At 58.8% G+C, this 14,563-nt stretch carries 15 protein-coding genes; 7 read left to right on the top strand and 8 right to left on the bottom strand.

What is annotated here, in order from left to right; all coding sequences use genetic code 11:
- Positions 1-10: 10 nt before the first annotated feature.
- Positions 11-1,288 (bottom strand): cytochrome b, encoded by a 1,278-nt coding sequence (locus BN77_RS16900; protein ID WP_028748892.1) that lies wholly within the window; start codon positions 1,286-1,288, stop codon positions 11-13.
- Positions 1,289-1,301: 13 nt separating this feature from the next.
- Positions 1,302-1,880 (bottom strand): ubiquinol-cytochrome c reductase iron-sulfur subunit, encoded by a 579-nt coding sequence (gene petA / locus BN77_RS16895; protein ID WP_007534069.1) that lies wholly within the window; start codon positions 1,878-1,880, stop codon positions 1,302-1,304.
- A gap of 285 nt (positions 1,881-2,165) precedes the next feature.
- Between petA and BN77_RS16890 the strand changes: the two genes are divergently transcribed.
- Positions 2,166-3,098 (top strand): endonuclease/exonuclease/phosphatase family protein, encoded by a 933-nt coding sequence (locus BN77_RS16890; RefSeq protein WP_007534068.1) that lies wholly within the window; start codon positions 2,166-2,168, stop codon positions 3,096-3,098.
- Here BN77_RS16890 and BN77_RS16885 read toward each other — a convergent pair.
- Positions 3,054-4,973 carry an ABC transporter ATP-binding protein gene (locus tag BN77_RS16885; protein WP_007534067.1) on the bottom strand — a complete coding sequence of 640 codons (1,920 nt, stop codon included), beginning with the start codon at positions 4,971-4,973 and terminating at the stop codon, positions 3,054-3,056. The two genes, BN77_RS16890 and BN77_RS16885, sit on opposite strands and share 45 nt — an antisense overlap.
- 182 nt (positions 4,974-5,155) lie before the next feature.
- Here BN77_RS16885 and BN77_RS16880 point away from each other — a divergent pair, with 182 nt between their 5' ends.
- Positions 5,156-5,365 (top strand): ribbon-helix-helix domain-containing protein, encoded by a 210-nt coding sequence (locus tag BN77_RS16880; protein ID WP_007534066.1) that lies wholly within the window; start codon positions 5,156-5,158, stop codon positions 5,363-5,365.
- Positions 5,366-5,424: 59 nt separating this feature from the next.
- Here the strand turns inward: BN77_RS16880 and BN77_RS16875 are convergent, their stop codons facing one another.
- Positions 5,425-7,281, bottom strand: coding sequence for an ABC transporter ATP-binding protein (locus BN77_RS16875; RefSeq protein ID WP_007534065.1), 1,857 nt, complete (start codon positions 7,279-7,281; stop codon positions 5,425-5,427).
- A 383-nt stretch (positions 7,282-7,664) separates the two neighbouring features.
- On the opposite strand from BN77_RS16875, the gene BN77_RS16870 reads away from it, so the two are divergent.
- Together BN77_RS16870 and BN77_RS16865 are read left to right on the top strand one after the other, a co-directional pair.
- Positions 7,665-8,126, top strand: coding sequence for a tRNA (cytidine(34)-2'-O)-methyltransferase (locus BN77_RS16870; RefSeq protein WP_007534064.1), 462 nt, complete (start codon positions 7,665-7,667; stop codon positions 8,124-8,126).
- A gap of 196 nt (positions 8,127-8,322) precedes the next feature.
- On the top strand, positions 8,323-9,969 hold the full coding sequence (locus BN77_RS16865; RefSeq protein ID WP_007534063.1) for a Na/Pi cotransporter family protein: 1,647 nt from the start codon (positions 8,323-8,325) through the stop codon (positions 9,967-9,969).
- A gap of 3 nt (positions 9,970-9,972) precedes the next feature.
- On the opposite strand, the gene BN77_RS16860 is transcribed toward BN77_RS16865, so the two are convergent.
- Entirely contained in the window at positions 9,973-10,233 is a 261-nt protein-coding gene (locus tag BN77_RS16860) for a hypothetical protein (RefSeq protein WP_007534061.1), read from the bottom strand.
- Positions 10,234-10,400: 167 nt separating this feature from the next.
- On the opposite strand from BN77_RS16860, the gene hemF reads away from it, so the two are divergent.
- The 3 genes from hemF to BN77_RS16845 all read left to right on the top strand — a co-directional run bounded on the left by hemF (position 10,401) and on the right by BN77_RS16845 (position 11,968).
- A complete protein-coding gene (hemF, locus tag BN77_RS16855; RefSeq protein ID WP_007534059.1) occupies positions 10,401-11,312 on the top strand; it encodes an oxygen-dependent coproporphyrinogen oxidase in 912 nt (303 codons plus the stop codon).
- Between the two features lie 90 nt (positions 11,313-11,402).
- Complete coding sequence (locus BN77_RS16850) at positions 11,403-11,666, top strand: hypothetical protein (protein WP_007534058.1); 264 nt, start codon at positions 11,403-11,405, stop codon at positions 11,664-11,666.
- A 116-nt stretch (positions 11,667-11,782) separates the two neighbouring features.
- Entirely contained in the window at positions 11,783-11,968 is a 186-nt protein-coding gene (locus tag BN77_RS16845) for a DUF1059 domain-containing protein (protein WP_007534056.1), read from the top strand.
- Here the strand turns inward: BN77_RS16845 and BN77_RS16840 are convergent.
- From BN77_RS16840 to BN77_RS16830, 3 genes are read right to left on the bottom strand one after another with little or no spacing between them, the layout of a single operon-like run.
- Positions 11,965-13,218 (bottom strand): CCA tRNA nucleotidyltransferase, encoded by a 1,254-nt coding sequence (locus BN77_RS16840; protein ID WP_007534054.1) that lies wholly within the window; start codon positions 13,216-13,218, stop codon positions 11,965-11,967. The two genes, BN77_RS16845 and BN77_RS16840, sit on opposite strands and share 4 nt — an antisense overlap.
- Complete coding sequence (locus BN77_RS16835) at positions 13,215-13,865, bottom strand: CoA pyrophosphatase (RefSeq protein WP_007534052.1); 651 nt, start codon at positions 13,863-13,865, stop codon at positions 13,215-13,217. The genes BN77_RS16840 and BN77_RS16835 overlap by 4 nt, the downstream gene beginning before the upstream one ends.
- Positions 13,862-14,485 carry a DUF1285 domain-containing protein gene (locus BN77_RS16830; protein WP_007534051.1) on the bottom strand — a complete coding sequence of 208 codons (624 nt, stop codon included), beginning with the start codon at positions 14,483-14,485 and terminating at the stop codon, positions 13,862-13,864. The genes BN77_RS16835 and BN77_RS16830 overlap by 4 nt, the downstream gene beginning before the upstream one ends.
- Positions 14,486-14,563: the final 78 nt, after the last annotated feature.

Genomic DNA, 14,563 nt, shown 5'->3' with positions numbered 1-14,563 from the left:
TGTCGCACGTTCAGGCCTTGACCGGCTCAGCGGCCGCCGCCTTGTTGCGCTTTTCCAGAACCGCTTCCGTTATTGAGTTTGGCAAGCGGCGCGGCGTCTCGACGAGGCCGAGAACCGGCATGATCACCAGGAAGAAGGCGAAGTAGAAGAGAGTGCCAAGCTGCGACATGATCACATAGGTACCTTCGGCAGGACGTGAGCCTAGCCAGCCGAGAACGATGGCGTTGGCAACGAACAGCCAGAAGAACACTTTGTACCATGGCCGATAGGCAGCGGAGCGAACCTTCGAGGTATCGAGCCAGGGCACGAAGAACAGCACGATGATGGCGCCGAACATGATGAGAACGCCAGCAAGTTTCGAGTCGATCGGCCCGATGTTAAAGGTGATCGAACGCAGCATCGCGTAGAACGGCAGGAAGTACCATTCCGGAACGATGTGAGCAGGCGTTTTCAACGGATCAGCCGGGATATAGTTGTCCGGGTGGCCGAGGAAGTTCGGCATGTAGAAGACGAAGTAGGCGTAGACCAGCAGGAAGACCGAAACGCCAAGCGCGTCCTTGAGGGTTGCGTAAGGCGTGAAGCGAACCGTATCCGTCTTGGTCTTGACTTCGACACCGGTCGGATTTGTCTGACCAACGACGTGCAGCGCCCAGATATGCAGGACGACCACGCCGGCAATGACGAAGGGCAGCAGGTAGTGCAATGAGAAGAAACGGTTCAGCGTCGGATTTTCGACGGCGAAGCCACCGAGCAGGAACTGCTGGATCCACTCGCCGACCAAGGGAAACGCCGAGAAGAAGCCGGTGATGACGGTCGCGCCCCAGAAGGACATTTGACCCCAGGGAAGCACGTACCCCATAAAGCCGGTCGCCATCATCAGGAGGTAGATGAGAACGCCGAGGATCCAGAGGATTTCGCGCGGTGCCTTGTAGGAGCCGTAGTAGAGACCGCGAGCGATGTGCAGATAGACGGCAACGAAGAAGAAAGACGCGCCGTTGGCATGCATGTAGCGCAAGAGCCAGCCGTGATTGACGTCGCGCATGATCTTCTCGACGGAGGTGAACGCAACCGTCGTCTCTGACGCATAGTGCATGGCAAGCACGACGCCGGTGAGGATCTGCACGACGAGCATGACCGAAAGCATGGCGCCGAAGGTGTAGGCATAATTCAGGTTACGCGGAACCGGATATGCGACGAAACTGTCGTAGATCATGCGCGGCAAAGGCAGACGCGAATCGATCCACTTCTCAAGGCCGGTTGATGGCTCGTAGCTGGAATGGCCACTCATAAATCAGTCCCCCTCAACCGATCTTGATTACTTTATCGGAAACGAACGAATAGGTCGGGATCGCCAAGTTCTGCGGCGCCGGACCTTTGCGGATGCGGCCGGCCGTATCGTAGACCGAGCCATGGCAGGGACAGAACCAACCGTTGTATTCGCCGGCCTGACCAAGTGGGATGCAGCCAAGATGGGTGCACGAGCCGATCATGACGATCCAGTTTTCCTTGTCCTTGCCGGCGGAACGGTCGACGCCCGTTGCCTGCGCGTCGGAAGGCAGGTTGGCGTTGCGGGCAATCGGATCCTTCAGATCGGTGAGCGGCACTTCATTGGCAGCCTTCACTTCCTCGGGCGTGCGATTGCGAATGAAGATCGGCTTGCCGCGCCACTTGGCGGTCAGCGACATTCCGGGCTCAAGACTGGAAACGTCGACTTCGATGGAAGCCAGAGCCAATGTCGAAGCATCCGGACGCATCTGATCGATAAACGGCCAGGCGACCGCAACGGCGCCCACGGCGCCCGCCATACCAGTGGTGAGATAAAGGAAATCACGGCGAGTGGGCTCACCCGTGATCTCGCTTGTCGTTTCGTGTTCGCTCACGGCTTAAACCATCCTCTACGCAATTTTTGCGGAACTCCGCCTTCCCCTCGCGGCGGCGAATCTGTCGCGACACAATTCGACCATAGATTCCCCACCAATCCGGCGCGTTCTAAGCTTGATCGCAAATTATGTCCAGCCTTGGCAAGGCCATGTGGGCACAATGTCGCGGGAATTTTCAGATGATTTTCGAAGACAATCACATGCTTGCCACAGGTGTGCATTGCACAAATTCGGAGTGCGTGCTAGGCGAACGCCACAAACCTCTCCCTATCCCAGCGCCCGCCGATGAAAGACACTTTATACTGCATAGGAAGTGTCCTCCTGTCGCTGCTACTGGCGCTGGTGTCGTTGCGATACATCACACACGTCTGGCTTCTCGCCTTCGTGTACAGCTTTCAAATTCATTTTGCGCTCGCCGCAATCGTCGGCTGCATGATGCTTTTGCTCCTCAGGCGGCACTGGTATGCCTACACGCTTTTAACCATAGCAATAGTGCTGCTGGGGCATGGAACGATAATGCTGCGCGAATTCGCTGCCGCTCCGTCGGATGCAGGGACGCCACCACTCTTCAGGCTGATGTCCTTCAATATCGAGCACGAGAACTTCGCCAATGCGGGTCGCATTGCGGATTTCATCATCGCCTCGAACGCGGATGTCGTGAACATCCTGGAGGCTGCACCCCTTTACGCTCAAATCGCTCGCCTGGCAGCCGCCTATCCCTATTCCATAGGCTGCGGTGCCGAGACCGACGAATGCGACACGCTCGTGCTTTCAAAGCGCCCATTTACCGACAAGAAGGTGAAGAGCCTGGGCGAGCTATGGCGCAACCGGCTGACGCGCTCTGCCATCGACTTCGACGGCGTGACGATCAATTTCCTCGCAGCCCACCTCGCCAAGCCATATTTCGACGACTTTCAGACGGACGAACTTGTCGATCTCAAATCCGCGGCAAGCGCGATCGAAGGCCCCCTCGTCCTTGCCGGCGACTTCAATTCTGCAATCGTCGACCCGCGTATCCAGCGCTTCATGCGTGGAACGGGCTTTCAGACCGTCTTTCCCGAACCGGCGAGCTGGCCGATCAAGGCGCACAGCTTCGGCATCAGTATCGACCACGTTCTCACCCGGCCGCCGCTGCGGCTAAAATCGATCAAGCGCATTGAAGACAATTTCGGGTCAAACCACTTTGGCCTCATGGCCGAGTTTACAATTGACCGTTGAAGCAGGCGTCGGCGCTTCGACGTCGACGGCCAGGAATCCACCTGATTGGCGAGCCCAGAGTTCGGCATAAAGACCGCCGCGTTTCAACAGGGTCTCGTGCGTTCCCTCCTCTATGATCTCGCCTTCGTCCACGACAATTAGCCGGTCCAGCGCGGCTATGGTCGAGAGCCGATGTGCGATGGCGAGCACCGTCTTGCCTTCCATGAGGCCGATCAAATTGGATTGAATTGCCTCTTCCACCTCGGAATCCAGCGCCGAGGTGGCTTCGTCGAGAACGAGAATTGGCGCGTCCTTTAGCATGACGCGCGCAATCGCAATGCGCTGGCGCTGACCGCCGGAAAGCTTCACGCCGCGCTCCCCGACATGAGCGTCGAATCCCTTGCGGCCATTTTGGTCTTGCAGCCGCTCGATGAAGGCAAGCGCTTCGGCCCGCCGCGCTGCCTCGATGAGACGCGCTTCCCCCGCATCAGGGCGACCGAAAAGGATATTGTCGCGAACCGAACGGTGCAGCAGTGACGTTTCTTGGCTGACAACCCCGATCTGCATGCGCAGAGACTCCTGCCTCACAGCGGCAATATCCTGGCCGTCGACCAATATTCGTCCACTTTCGACATCGTAGAGGCGCAGCAAAAGGTTTACGAGCGTCGACTTGCCCGCACCGGAGCGCCCGACGATGCCAACCTTTTCTCCTGGCTCAATGGTGAGCGAGAAATTGCCTAGAACGCCGCTTTGCCTGCCGTAATGAAAAGAGACATTCTCAAAACGTATGCCGGGCCGTCGGATCACGATGTCGCGGGCGTCGGGGCGGTCGACCAATCCGAGTGGCTGCGAGATCAGCTCGGCGGCATTCTGGATCGTGCCGAGGTTGCGCATGATGCCATTGAACTGGGTCATCAACCGACCCAGAAGAAAATTGAGGCGCAATACAAGGGCAAGCGAAAAGGCCACCGCACCGGAACTGACGAGACCGGCCAGCCACAGATGAATGCTCAGTCCGGCCATGGTAACGATCATGATGCCCGAGAGCAGCGCCATCGAGGCGCGTACACCGGTGATGAAACGCGTGAACCGCAGGACGGTATGCTGATAGACGTCGAAGCCTTGCCGCATGTAGCGGTCACTCTCCTCGTCGCGCGCAAACAGCTTCAGTGTCTGGATGTTGCTGTAGGCATCGACCATTCGCCCGTTGATCATCGACGCGGCTTCAGCCGTTTCCCGGGAATGGAGCCGGATGCGCGGCACGAAATAACGCGCGAGAACGCCGAACACGGCGAGCCAGCAGAGCACGACCACGGCAAGCGAGAAGTCCAGCCGGGCAACGAGCACCAGCGTCGTCGCCGCATAGATACCGACGAACCAGACGCTCTCCATCAGCGACGTTACCAGGTCCCCCGTGGCCTGGCCGGCCGACCAGACCTTGGTGACGACGCGGCCGGAGAAATCGCTTTGAAAGAAAGAGAGCGATTGCCTCGAAACATGCAGGTAGGATTGCCAACGTGCGAGGTTATAAAAGCCGGGCGTAATGACCTGCTGATCCACGAGCGCAATCAACAGCGCAACGACAAAGCGGACGATGCCGATAAGCACGAGCATACCGAACAGCTCAGCGCCGTGCGCTGCAAGAAGGCCGCTCCAGCCTGCTGCCGGCGTGATCGTCGCAAGGATATCGACAAGCCGGCCTACGAACCAGAAGAGCGCCGCCTCGATTGCCGCCGACATGCCGCCGAGGACGAGCATGGCGACGAACGGCGCCTTCGCCTGACCGATGTAGAACCAGATGAATCCAACCGTGGAGCGTGGCGGCTGAATGTTTTCCCGCGGCGCAAAGGGATTAATCCAATTTTCGAAGACACGGAGGAGTCGTTTTATCAGCATAAATGCGATATAGGCTTATTAGCCAGAGCGGGAAAGCAACGGCCCCAGGGCGCAACCTTATAATTTCGTAACAATCGGTAACAACAACGGCATCGCCGTTGAATGAGACTGACCTCGTGACAATCTCGGGGTACAATGGATTCTTACGGGAGACGGCCGCGATGCAAGCAAGGAAGACAGTCATGTCGAGTATTCCGCTGCCCCTTGCGGAACGACTTGATGCAATCGTTGAACAGTTGGAAATGTCCTACGACGAGGCTATCGCCGAGGCGATCTCTACATGGGTCGATCGTGAGGAAGAGCGGCGTCTGTTTGCGTTGCGTACGCTTGCGTCGACCAACAGCATGCTTGTCGAAGGAAACCGCGTGAAAGACTGGGCAGACAGCCTCTGACCATAGTCGTGGATACGAACAGAGAAGCCCTCCCCGCGGGATGCAGGGAGGGCTTCTTTCTATTCGGCTGCCTCTTCCGCCTCTTCGGAGTGGTCGGCCAGGAAGCCGCCCGACTGACGGTTCCAGAGATCGGCGTAAATACCGCCATGTCCGACGAGCTCGGCATGGGCCCCTGCCTCGATGATCTTGCCCTTGTCGAGCACGATCAAGCGATCCATCTCGGTCAGGGTCGACAGGCGGTGAGCGATTGCAATCACCGTCTTGCCTTCCATCAGCGCAAACAGGTTTTCCTGAATCGCTGCCTCGACCTCGGAGTCGAGTGCCGATGTCGCTTCATCGAGCACCAGAATCGGCGCATCCTTCAGGAAGACGCGGGCGATCGCGATGCGCTGACGCTGGCCGCCGGAGAGCTTCACGCCGCGTTCGCCGACCTGCGCGTCGAGCCCTGTACGGCCCTGCATATCGACAAGCCCTTCGATGAAGTCCCAGGCATTGGCACGTTTGGCGGCTTCGATCACCTGGGCATCCGTCGCATCCGGGCGGCCATAGGCGATGTTGTCGCGGATCGACCGGTGCAACAAGGACGTATCCTGTGTCACGACACCGATCAATTCACGCAAGCTCTCCTGGGACACGCCTGAGATGTCCTGCCCATCGATCGTGATGCGGCCAGCTTCCAGATCGTAGAAGCGCAGCAACAGGTTCATCAGCGTTGTCTTGCCGGCGCCGGATCGACCGACCAGACCGACCTTCTCGCCCGCCTTGATGTCGAGAGAGAGATTGTCGATGACGCCTTTGGCCTTGCCGTAGTGGAAGCGGATGCGCTCGTAGTGGATTGCACCCTTCTTCGCTGACAGCTGCGGCGCGCCCGGCTTGTCGACGATGTCGTGCTTCTTCGTCATCATTTCCATGCCGTCATAGACCGTGCCGATGTTCTCGAACAACGCCGAGACTTCCCACATGATCCACTGCGACATGCCGTTGACACGCATGGCAAGACCAATGGCGATGGCGATGGCACCCACTGAAATCTCGCCGTTCAGCCAGAACCAGATGGACAGACCCGAGACCACGAAAAGCGCCACGCAGTTGTTTATATAGACCGAGACGTGGAACAACGTGACGCGACGCATCTGCGCATGAACGGTTCCGAGGAATTCCTCCATGCCGCTACGGGCGTAGGTCTCCTCACGGCCGGCATGTGAGAACAGCTTGACTGTCGCGATGTTCGTATAGCTGTCAACCACCCGCCCTGTCATTATCGAGCGCGCATCCGCCTGCTTCGCAGCGATCTTGCGAAGCCGCGGTACGAAGTAGGAGACGATGCCGATATAGACGGTGAGCCAAACGAGGATCGGGATCATCAGCCGCCAGTCGGCAGCAGCGATAACGATGATCATCGACAGGAAGTAAGTGACGACATAGACGAAGACATCGAGGATCTTCATCGTCGTTTCGCGAACCGCAAGAGACGTTTGCATCACCTTTGTGGCAACACGTCCGGCGAACTCGTTGGCAAAGAAGGTCATGCTGTGACGCAGCAGGAAGCGATGCATCTGCCAGCGTGCGATCATCGGATAATTGCCGAGAAGCACCTGATGCATGATGAGCGAATCCAGTCCGGCCGCGAGCGGCAGGCCAATGAGGATCAACGATCCCATCCACGCCAATCTCGGCCACTCCATTTGCAGGAATGTCGCCTTGTCGGCCTTGGTCAGCCAGTCCACGATGTTGCCGAGGAACTGGAAGAGTGCCACCTCGCCGACGGCGATCAGCGCAGTCAGGACTGCCATGATGGCGAGCCACGGGGCTGCCGGCTTCGTATAATGCCAGCAGAATGCAAAAAGGCCTTTTGGAGGAGCAATCGGCTCCTCACTGGGGAAGGGATTGAGTCGCTGTTCGAACCAGCCAAACATGAAGATGCTCCGAAACTAGATCGCTCCGGCCTCCCGGCTCGCGCAAAATGGCGCTTGAGCACATATGGGAACCGGACGTTCACGGGGCGAGGCCACGACAGCCGCGCAATGGATTAGAAATGGGAATTCAGGAAAGAAATGGCACTAGGCGTGCCAGATCGCCACTCGCGGGTTCACGCATCGAGAGCGCATACGCGGCAATATTTCCATCTGGCGCTCCCTTCTGGCGATTGAAAGATGTACACCCTTAACGCGAATCAAGCCGAATTTCCAGCCCCGGCCTGTCGGATCCTGATCAATTTTCGACCTAAATACGTCCTGTTGCGCCAAAATCACAGTTGCAATAGGTGTGTTTTGACGACCGCGAAAACGACGACATTACCATGGCAGACCTCAGACTAGCCCTCTATCAGCCTGACATTCCGGGCAATACCGGTACCATCCTGCGTCTTGCCGCCTGCCTCGGCTTTGCCGTCGACATCATCGAACCCGCAGGTTTTGACATATCGGATCGCAATCTCAAGCGGGCCGGGATGGATTATATCGCTGCTGCCGCCCTCACCCGCCACGTCAATTGGGAACGTTTCGAGGAGTGGCGAAAGTCCACTGGCCGCCGCCTGGTGCTTGCGTCCACCAAGGCCGCGGAACGCTACACGGACGTGGGGTTCCTGCCCGACGACATCCTCCTGTTCGGCCGCGAGAGCGCAGGTGTCCCCGATCAAGTGCACGCGGCAGCGGACGTTCGGATACTTGTCCCCATGGTGGAGGGTCAACGCTCCATCAACGTCGCGGTCTCGGCCGCCATGATCGTCGGAGAAGCCATGCGGCAGACGGTCTGGCGTTGACGTCCAGCTTCAGTGACGAAAATGCCGACGCAGCCCAAGAATATGTCGCAAACGGCGTTGTGAATTTCTCCAAGCAGCGTATAGTTTTTAGCCGGACAATAAAAAGAATGTCCGGAACACCATGTTTTCAATCACTTGACCAATAATATTCGAACAGAACGACGCCTGCACGCACCAGACGCTAAAGAAAGGCAGCATGGAATCCACGATCGTCATGATCAACCTTTTCGGTGCGGTCGCTCTACTGCTGTTCGGCCTGGCACAGGTAAAGGACGGTGTTTCCCGAGCGTTTGGAGCGCGGTTGCGCACCGGCCTTGCCACCGGCACGCGAAGCGGCCTGCGCTCGTTCGCGTCGGGCTTCTTTGCGACGATCGCGCTGCAGAGCTCGACTGCCACGGCGCTGATGGTCGCCTCCTTCGTCGAGCGCGAATTGGTGAAGCCGCGCATGGCGCAAATCGTTTTGCTCGGTGCCAACGTCGGAACCGCCGTGACCGCCTGGATCGTCGCAACCGGCATCGAGTGGCTGTCTCCACTGGTAATTCTCGCCGGCATGGTCCTCCACCGCAGTGGCTCGTCGTCGCGTCAGGGCGGCGGTACGGCGCTGATCGGCATCGGTCTGATGCTCTTGTCGCTGCATTTGTTGAGCGCTGCCACGCAGCCGATGCGCCAGTCGCCGGCCCTTGGTGCCTTCATTGCTCTGCTCGACAACGCCTGGCCGGTCGCACTGGCCTTTTCCGCCGGCATCGCTTTCATCTCGTCCTCGAGCCTTGCGGCAGTCGTCCTCATTCTGTCACTCGCCTCAACGGGCATCCTGTCGGCGGGCCTGATCATCGTGCTGGTGCTCGGCGCCAACCTTGGTGGCGCCATCCCGCCTGTCATAGCCTCGCTTTCCGGACCGGCGGCCGCCAAGCGCGTCACCCTTGGCAATTTGATCGTGCGGGCCATCGGCTGCCTGGTTGCGTTACCACTCGCAGGCTACGGTGGCGAGTTGCTGGGAACGTTGCCGCTGACGCCGGCAAAACTTCCGGTCGATGCCCATCTCGGCTTCAACCTGATCCTTGCAGCCTTAGCCTGGCCCTTTTCCCGCCCGATGTCACGGCTCATGGGCAGACTGGTGCCCGAGGACGCGCAGTCGGAGGGCGGGCCGCGATATCTCGACCAGCATGAACTGGCGACACCGGTCGTTGCGCTTGCCAGTGCGACAAGGGAGGTCCTCGGCGTCGGCGATCTGATCGAACGTATGCTCATGCGCGCCTCGGATGCCTTCGAAGCCAACGACCTGTCGAAACTCAAGGAAATCCCATCGCTGGAGAAGCGCGTCGACAGCCTGCAGCAGGACGTGAAAATCTACCTGTCCAAGCTTGGGCATGGTGGCCTGAGCGAAGAGGACGGTCGCCGCTCGATCGTCATCATCGACTATGCGATCAACCTCGAACACATCGGCGACATCATAGAGAAGGGCCTTATGCCGCAGGTGACGAAGAAGGTCTCGCTCGGCCTGAAATTTTCCGAGGAAGGCTATGGGGAACTCAGAAAGCTCTTCCACCTGACGATCGACAATCTGCGGATTGCCCAGACAATCTTCGTCACCCGCGACTTCAATCTCGCCAAGCAGTTGATGGAAGTGAAGGTCGAGGTTCGCCGGATGGAGAAGCAATCGTCGAAGCGGCATCTGGAACGCCTGCGCGATGGTCGCGCCGACAGCCTTCAGACAAGCTCGCTGCACCTCGACATGCTGCGCGACCTGAAGCGCATCAACGCTCACATCGTCTCTGTCGCACACCCAATCCTTGACGAGAGCGGACTGCTGATCGAAAGCAGACTAAAGGGCGCGGCCGAATAGCGCTCAATCGGCGGACGGCAGACGACGCATCGTGAATTCGATCTGATCGCCTTCAAGCTGGCGCCAACTCTCGACTTCCGTCCAGTACGCCGCCTTGGGATACTCGTCGAACCATTCACGCGCCTTGGCGCGGGCCTCAAGCAGGTTGAGGCAATATGTTTGACGCACGAAACGGTCGTTCTTCCGGGGTGTGCCCTCCGCCCGGTGGGTCGCGATCCGTCGTTTGAGACCCTCGAACGACGGAGGTCCAGGAATTTTCGTCATGAGCCTACCTCTGGAGGAAAAGGTAATATCGAACGTCGCGTTTTGCGAGTCGAATCTGAGGAAGCCTCACTCACCCGCTATGCTGGCAGGACCGTGCTTCACCTGCTATCAGGACTGAAAAGACGAAAGCAAAGAGTCGACTTCCGACGCGCACGGAGAAGGATAAGATGGAAAGACCCGAACTTCCGATCGGCCTGCCTGACGATATCGAAGACAAGAAGTCCGTCGCCCGTGCCTGGTTCGAGAGCCTTCGCGACACCATCTGCGCCTCCTTCGAAGCGTTAGAAAACGAACTCACTGGCCCGCTATCGGACAGAGAGCCGGGCCGTTTCGTGGCAAAGGATTGGTCGCGCGAGGGTGCCGGCGGTGGTGGCCGGATGTCGATGATGCACGGCCGGGTCTTCGAGAAGGTTGGCGTGCACACCTCCACCGTCTATGGCGAGTTCGCGCCCGACCTGCGAGCCCAGATGCCTGGCGCAAAGGAGGATCCTCGCTTCTGGGCCTCCGGCATCTCGCTCATCGCCCATCCGGTCAATCCCAACGTCCCCGCCGTGCATATGAATACGCGCATGGTGGTCACCTCAAGCCGCTGGTTCGGCGGCGGCGCCGACCTGACACCGGTGCTCGACCGCCGTCGCACCCAGGAAGACGAGGACAGCCAGTTGTTCCACAAGGCGATGGAGATCGCTTGTCGAAGCCATGCGGGCGTCGCCGATTACGCCACTTATAAAAAGTGGTGCGATGAGTATTTCTTCCTCAAGCATCGCAACGAGCCGCGCGGTATCGGTGGCATCTTCTATGATTGGCTCCATTCCAGCGCGGAGGCGGGCGGCTGGGATGCCGATTTCGCCTTCACGCGCGATGTCGGCAGGGCATTCGCTATGGTCTATCCGCGCATTGTTCGTTCGAACTTCAACAAACAGTGGACAGACGCGGATCGTGACGAACAATTGATTCGCCGTGGGCGCTATGTTGAGTTCAATCTGCTCTACGACCGAGGTACAATCTTTGGTCTCAAGACAGGAGGAAACGTCGAATCCATTCTCTCATCCTTGCCCCCTCTCGTACTCTGGCCTTGACTGGCAAAAAAGACGACTGGAGGGCTTAAATTCGGAGACTGGACCACTAAATCTATGCATGTACGCGTAACAATCGGAGGAGGATTGTTCATGACGATACAAAGTAGCTCTGCGGCACCGGCGGGTGCGCCAGAGCAACCGCCACCGCTTATGAATACACCCGAATTTGTGAGCCGGATCGCAGAACGGCTCCGGGCGAAAAGCGGTTCCGACCTTCCCCTTTCCTGCTTTATCGAACAAGTGAAGCTCCAAATTGCCGGCGGCAAAACGCCGGAAGAACTGGACCGTCTGGCAAGGCGCCAAGACAACAAGGCGGCGATCGACTGCTTCAGATCCTGGGCGATGCCCGAATAGCAAGAGGATGCCCAACCGGCCGGTCCTTCGCGCCGGCCGGAACCTTCTTACCGCTTCGAACATTCAAACATTGCAGCACCGCGCAATGGCATGAAATCCGACAGAAGGAGGACACAATGAGACTCTTCGAATGTGGAACGCTTGTCCCCGGATGCGACTGGCACACTCGGGCTGATGACGATGCCGAGATCGTCCGCCGCGTGGTCGAGCACATGAGGTCCGCTCACGGCGAAACCGTGATCCGCGAAAACATGATCGACAACATCAAGGCCCGGATTCGCAACGAGGCGACAGCCGCTTAGCGTATCAAATCGTTCAGCCGGGCGAGCAGCGCCGCCCGGTCCGGGGTGAAGGCTTCTTCGACCCAGAACTCTTCCAAAGCCGCCAGTGTCTCGCCGACCTGCTTGCCGGCCGGCATGCCCGCGTCCAGGACGTCGCCGCCATTGATCGGGAACTGCGGTTTCTTCCAGTCTTGCGCCAAACCAAGCAGCCTGCTGAGCCTCGCAGAGCGAGCCATCTCCTGCATGTCTCCTTCCGCCTTGCCCCGTGCCGTGGCGAGAGCAAGTTTCAAGCGCGCCTGGATCCCGACTGTGCCGTGCCGGTAGAGCAATCGCGCAAATGCAGCCGAGGATAATTCATCATTGATAACTGGCGCTTCGGCCCATGCTTTGAACCAGGCGGCCTCGGCATTGGCAAGCTTGAGGCGCGTTGCCATTTTCTCTAGGCGGTGAGCATCCGGAGGAACGATGGCGGCAAGGCGCAGAAGCGGATCAGGCTTCCAACCAAGCGCCTTTTCGGTGCCGATCAACGCAGGGATGGCATCAATGCCCCACTTTTCAGTCTCCGGCAGGACTTCGCTGAGGACGCCGACCTGCCGCATCCATAGAAGCGCCCGCCCTGGATCCTCTGCACTGAGCAGTTTGCGGAGCTCCGACCATACCCTTTCGGCCGAAAGTCTCTTCAGGTTGGCGCGCGCTGATGCGCACGCCCTCAGTCCATCGGCATCGGGACGGCCGGAACCATAGTAGGCAAAGAACCGGAAAAACCGCAGGATACGCAGATAGTCCTCGCCGACGCGCGTCGCTGCATCCCCGATGAAGCGAATGTTGCGCTTGTCGATATCGGCCAGACCACCGACCATATCGATCACCTCACCCTTGGCGTCGACATAAAGTGCATTGATCGTCAGGTCGCGACGCTCCGCATCCGTCTGCCAATCCGAGCTGAAGGCAACCTTGGCCCGGCGCCCGTCGGTTTCCACATCAGCCCTCAGCGTCGTGACCTCGAAGGGCTTTCCGTCAATGACAAGGGTCACGGTACCGTGCGCCACGCCAGTCGGAACAGCTTTGACACCAGCGGCGGCCGCGCGCGCGATGACCTCTTCCGGCGTGAGCGTCGTTGCAATATCAATATCGTTCACCGCAAGCCCCATGAGGCTGTTGCGAACCGCACCACCGACAACGCGCCCCTCGCCTCCATCTGCGTTGAGCAACGTAAAGACGCGTGTCAGAGCCGGATCCTTGAACCATGCCTCGTTGCCAAGGTTGGTCATGCATAGAGCCTTTCATAAAGGGTGCGAACGATGCCGGCGGTAATGCCCCAGATCATCCGGCTTTCATACGGCATCCGGTAGAAATGCCGTTCGAGCCCGTCGAGCACGCGCCGGTCGCGGCGATGATTGGCCGGATTCATGAGAAACGACAGCGGCACCTCGAAGACGTCATCCACTTCCGTTGGATTAAGCTTCAGCTGAAAACCGCGCCGGACAACCGCCAGCACCGGTGTAATCCGAAAGCCCGTCGACGCAAGATAGTTCGGAAGCCGCGCCACGGTCTCGACAAAAGAACCGTCAATACCGATCTCCTCTTTGGTCTCTCTGATTGCAGCCCTTTCGGCGGAGCCGTCGATGGCGTCAATCTTCCCACCCGGAAACGCGATCTGTCCGGAATGCTTGCGCAGCGTTGCCGTGCGCTGAGTGAAAATTACATGCGCATCGTCACCATCATCGACCACAGGCACCAGCACCGCCGCATCGCGAAGTTTGAAGGTCGCGACCTGAGTAACGATATCGGGATTGAGAATGTGATCGCCGTGGTCGCGCCACGAGAGATCCACCGGACCGCCGCTTTGGTGAAGCGCGCGGCGGCGAAATTCGGCCGCGGAATAGGGCGGGCGATTGTCGGTTAAAACATTGGTCATCGGGAAAGTGCATCCAGTTCGTCCGCCGGCATGATGGGAAATATCACGCCGCCGGAGCGGAGACAAAACATCGTCTTATCATCGACTTTAAGGCGCTCGCCGCGTTCAACGAGTTCGTAAAGGACGGGCCGCGAAACCAGTGCCTCCAGCCGCCCACGCACATGAAGATAGGGTTTCAACTCGCTGTTTTCACCTTGAATTACAAAGCGAAGAGAATGCTCCGGCCCAGCCTCGACCACGTCGCCGACATTGGTCCGAAACGTCAGCAGCGGCTCACCGTCCCTTTCACCGGCGTTCATTTCAACGGCCACGAACGGCGCATCTGCAACGCGGATCCCCACCATTTCCGCAGGTGTCACAAGGTAGGTTTTCCCATCCTCATCCTTGCGCAGGACTGTGGAAAACAACCTGACAAGCGGCGCACGGCCGATCGGTGTCCCCATGTAAAACCACGTGCCATCCGCCCGAATCTCCATGTCGATATCGCCACAGAACGGCGGATTCCATTTGTCGACGGGCGCAACAGCTCGGGCCCTGGCGCCGGCGTCGCCGGCGGCGCGCGAGATCAGCGCAGCCAGACCAGCCGCATCCGTTGTCGCCTTGATCTCTTCGGCTGCCATTCTTCTGTCCCGGTTTGTCATTAACTCCAGAAAGCGAGATAGTCATTCGGAACGAACTTGTCAGCCCGCAACATCTCC

Source organism: Rhizobium mesoamericanum STM3625 (genome assembly GCF_000312665.1).
GTDB lineage: Bacteria > Pseudomonadota > Alphaproteobacteria > Rhizobiales > Rhizobiaceae > Rhizobium > Rhizobium mesoamericanum.
Note: the sequence above shows the minus strand (reverse complement) of the source record. Positions and strands in the feature narration are given on the sequence as shown.

Coding starts and splice junctions, on each gene's coding strand:
- BN77_RS16880 (WP_007534066.1), top strand. CDS start 5,156: ATGTCGAGTATTCCGCTGCCCCTTGCGGAACGACTTGATGCAATCGTT.
- BN77_RS16875 (WP_007534065.1), bottom strand. CDS start 7,281: ATGTTTGGCTGGTTCGAACAGCGACTCAATCCCTTCCCCAGTGAGGAG.
- BN77_RS16840 (WP_007534054.1), bottom strand. CDS start 13,218: ATGACCAACCTTGGCAACGAGGCATGGTTCAAGGATCCGGCTCTGACA.
- BN77_RS16870 (WP_007534064.1), top strand. CDS start 7,665: ATGGCAGACCTCAGACTAGCCCTCTATCAGCCTGACATTCCGGGCAAT.
- BN77_RS16830 (WP_007534051.1), bottom strand. CDS start 14,485: ATGGCAGCCGAAGAGATCAAGGCGACAACGGATGCGGCTGGTCTGGCT.
- BN77_RS16860 (WP_007534061.1), bottom strand. CDS start 10,233: ATGACGAAAATTCCTGGACCTCCGTCGTTCGAGGGTCTCAAACGACGG.
- BN77_RS16885 (WP_007534067.1), bottom strand. CDS start 4,973: ATGCTGATAAAACGACTCCTCCGTGTCTTCGAAAATTGGATTAATCCC.
- hemF (WP_007534059.1), top strand. CDS start 10,401: ATGGAAAGACCCGAACTTCCGATCGGCCTGCCTGACGATATCGAAGAC.
- BN77_RS16890 (WP_007534068.1), top strand. CDS start 2,166: ATGAAAGACACTTTATACTGCATAGGAAGTGTCCTCCTGTCGCTGCTA.
- BN77_RS16850 (WP_007534058.1), top strand. CDS start 11,403: ATGACGATACAAAGTAGCTCTGCGGCACCGGCGGGTGCGCCAGAGCAA.
- BN77_RS16845 (WP_007534056.1), top strand. CDS start 11,783: ATGAGACTCTTCGAATGTGGAACGCTTGTCCCCGGATGCGACTGGCAC.
- BN77_RS16865 (WP_007534063.1), top strand. CDS start 8,323: ATGGAATCCACGATCGTCATGATCAACCTTTTCGGTGCGGTCGCTCTA.
- BN77_RS16900 (WP_028748892.1), bottom strand. CDS start 1,288: ATGAGTGGCCATTCCAGCTACGAGCCATCAACCGGCCTTGAGAAGTGG.
- BN77_RS16835 (WP_007534052.1), bottom strand. CDS start 13,865: ATGACCAATGTTTTAACCGACAATCGCCCGCCCTATTCCGCGGCCGAA.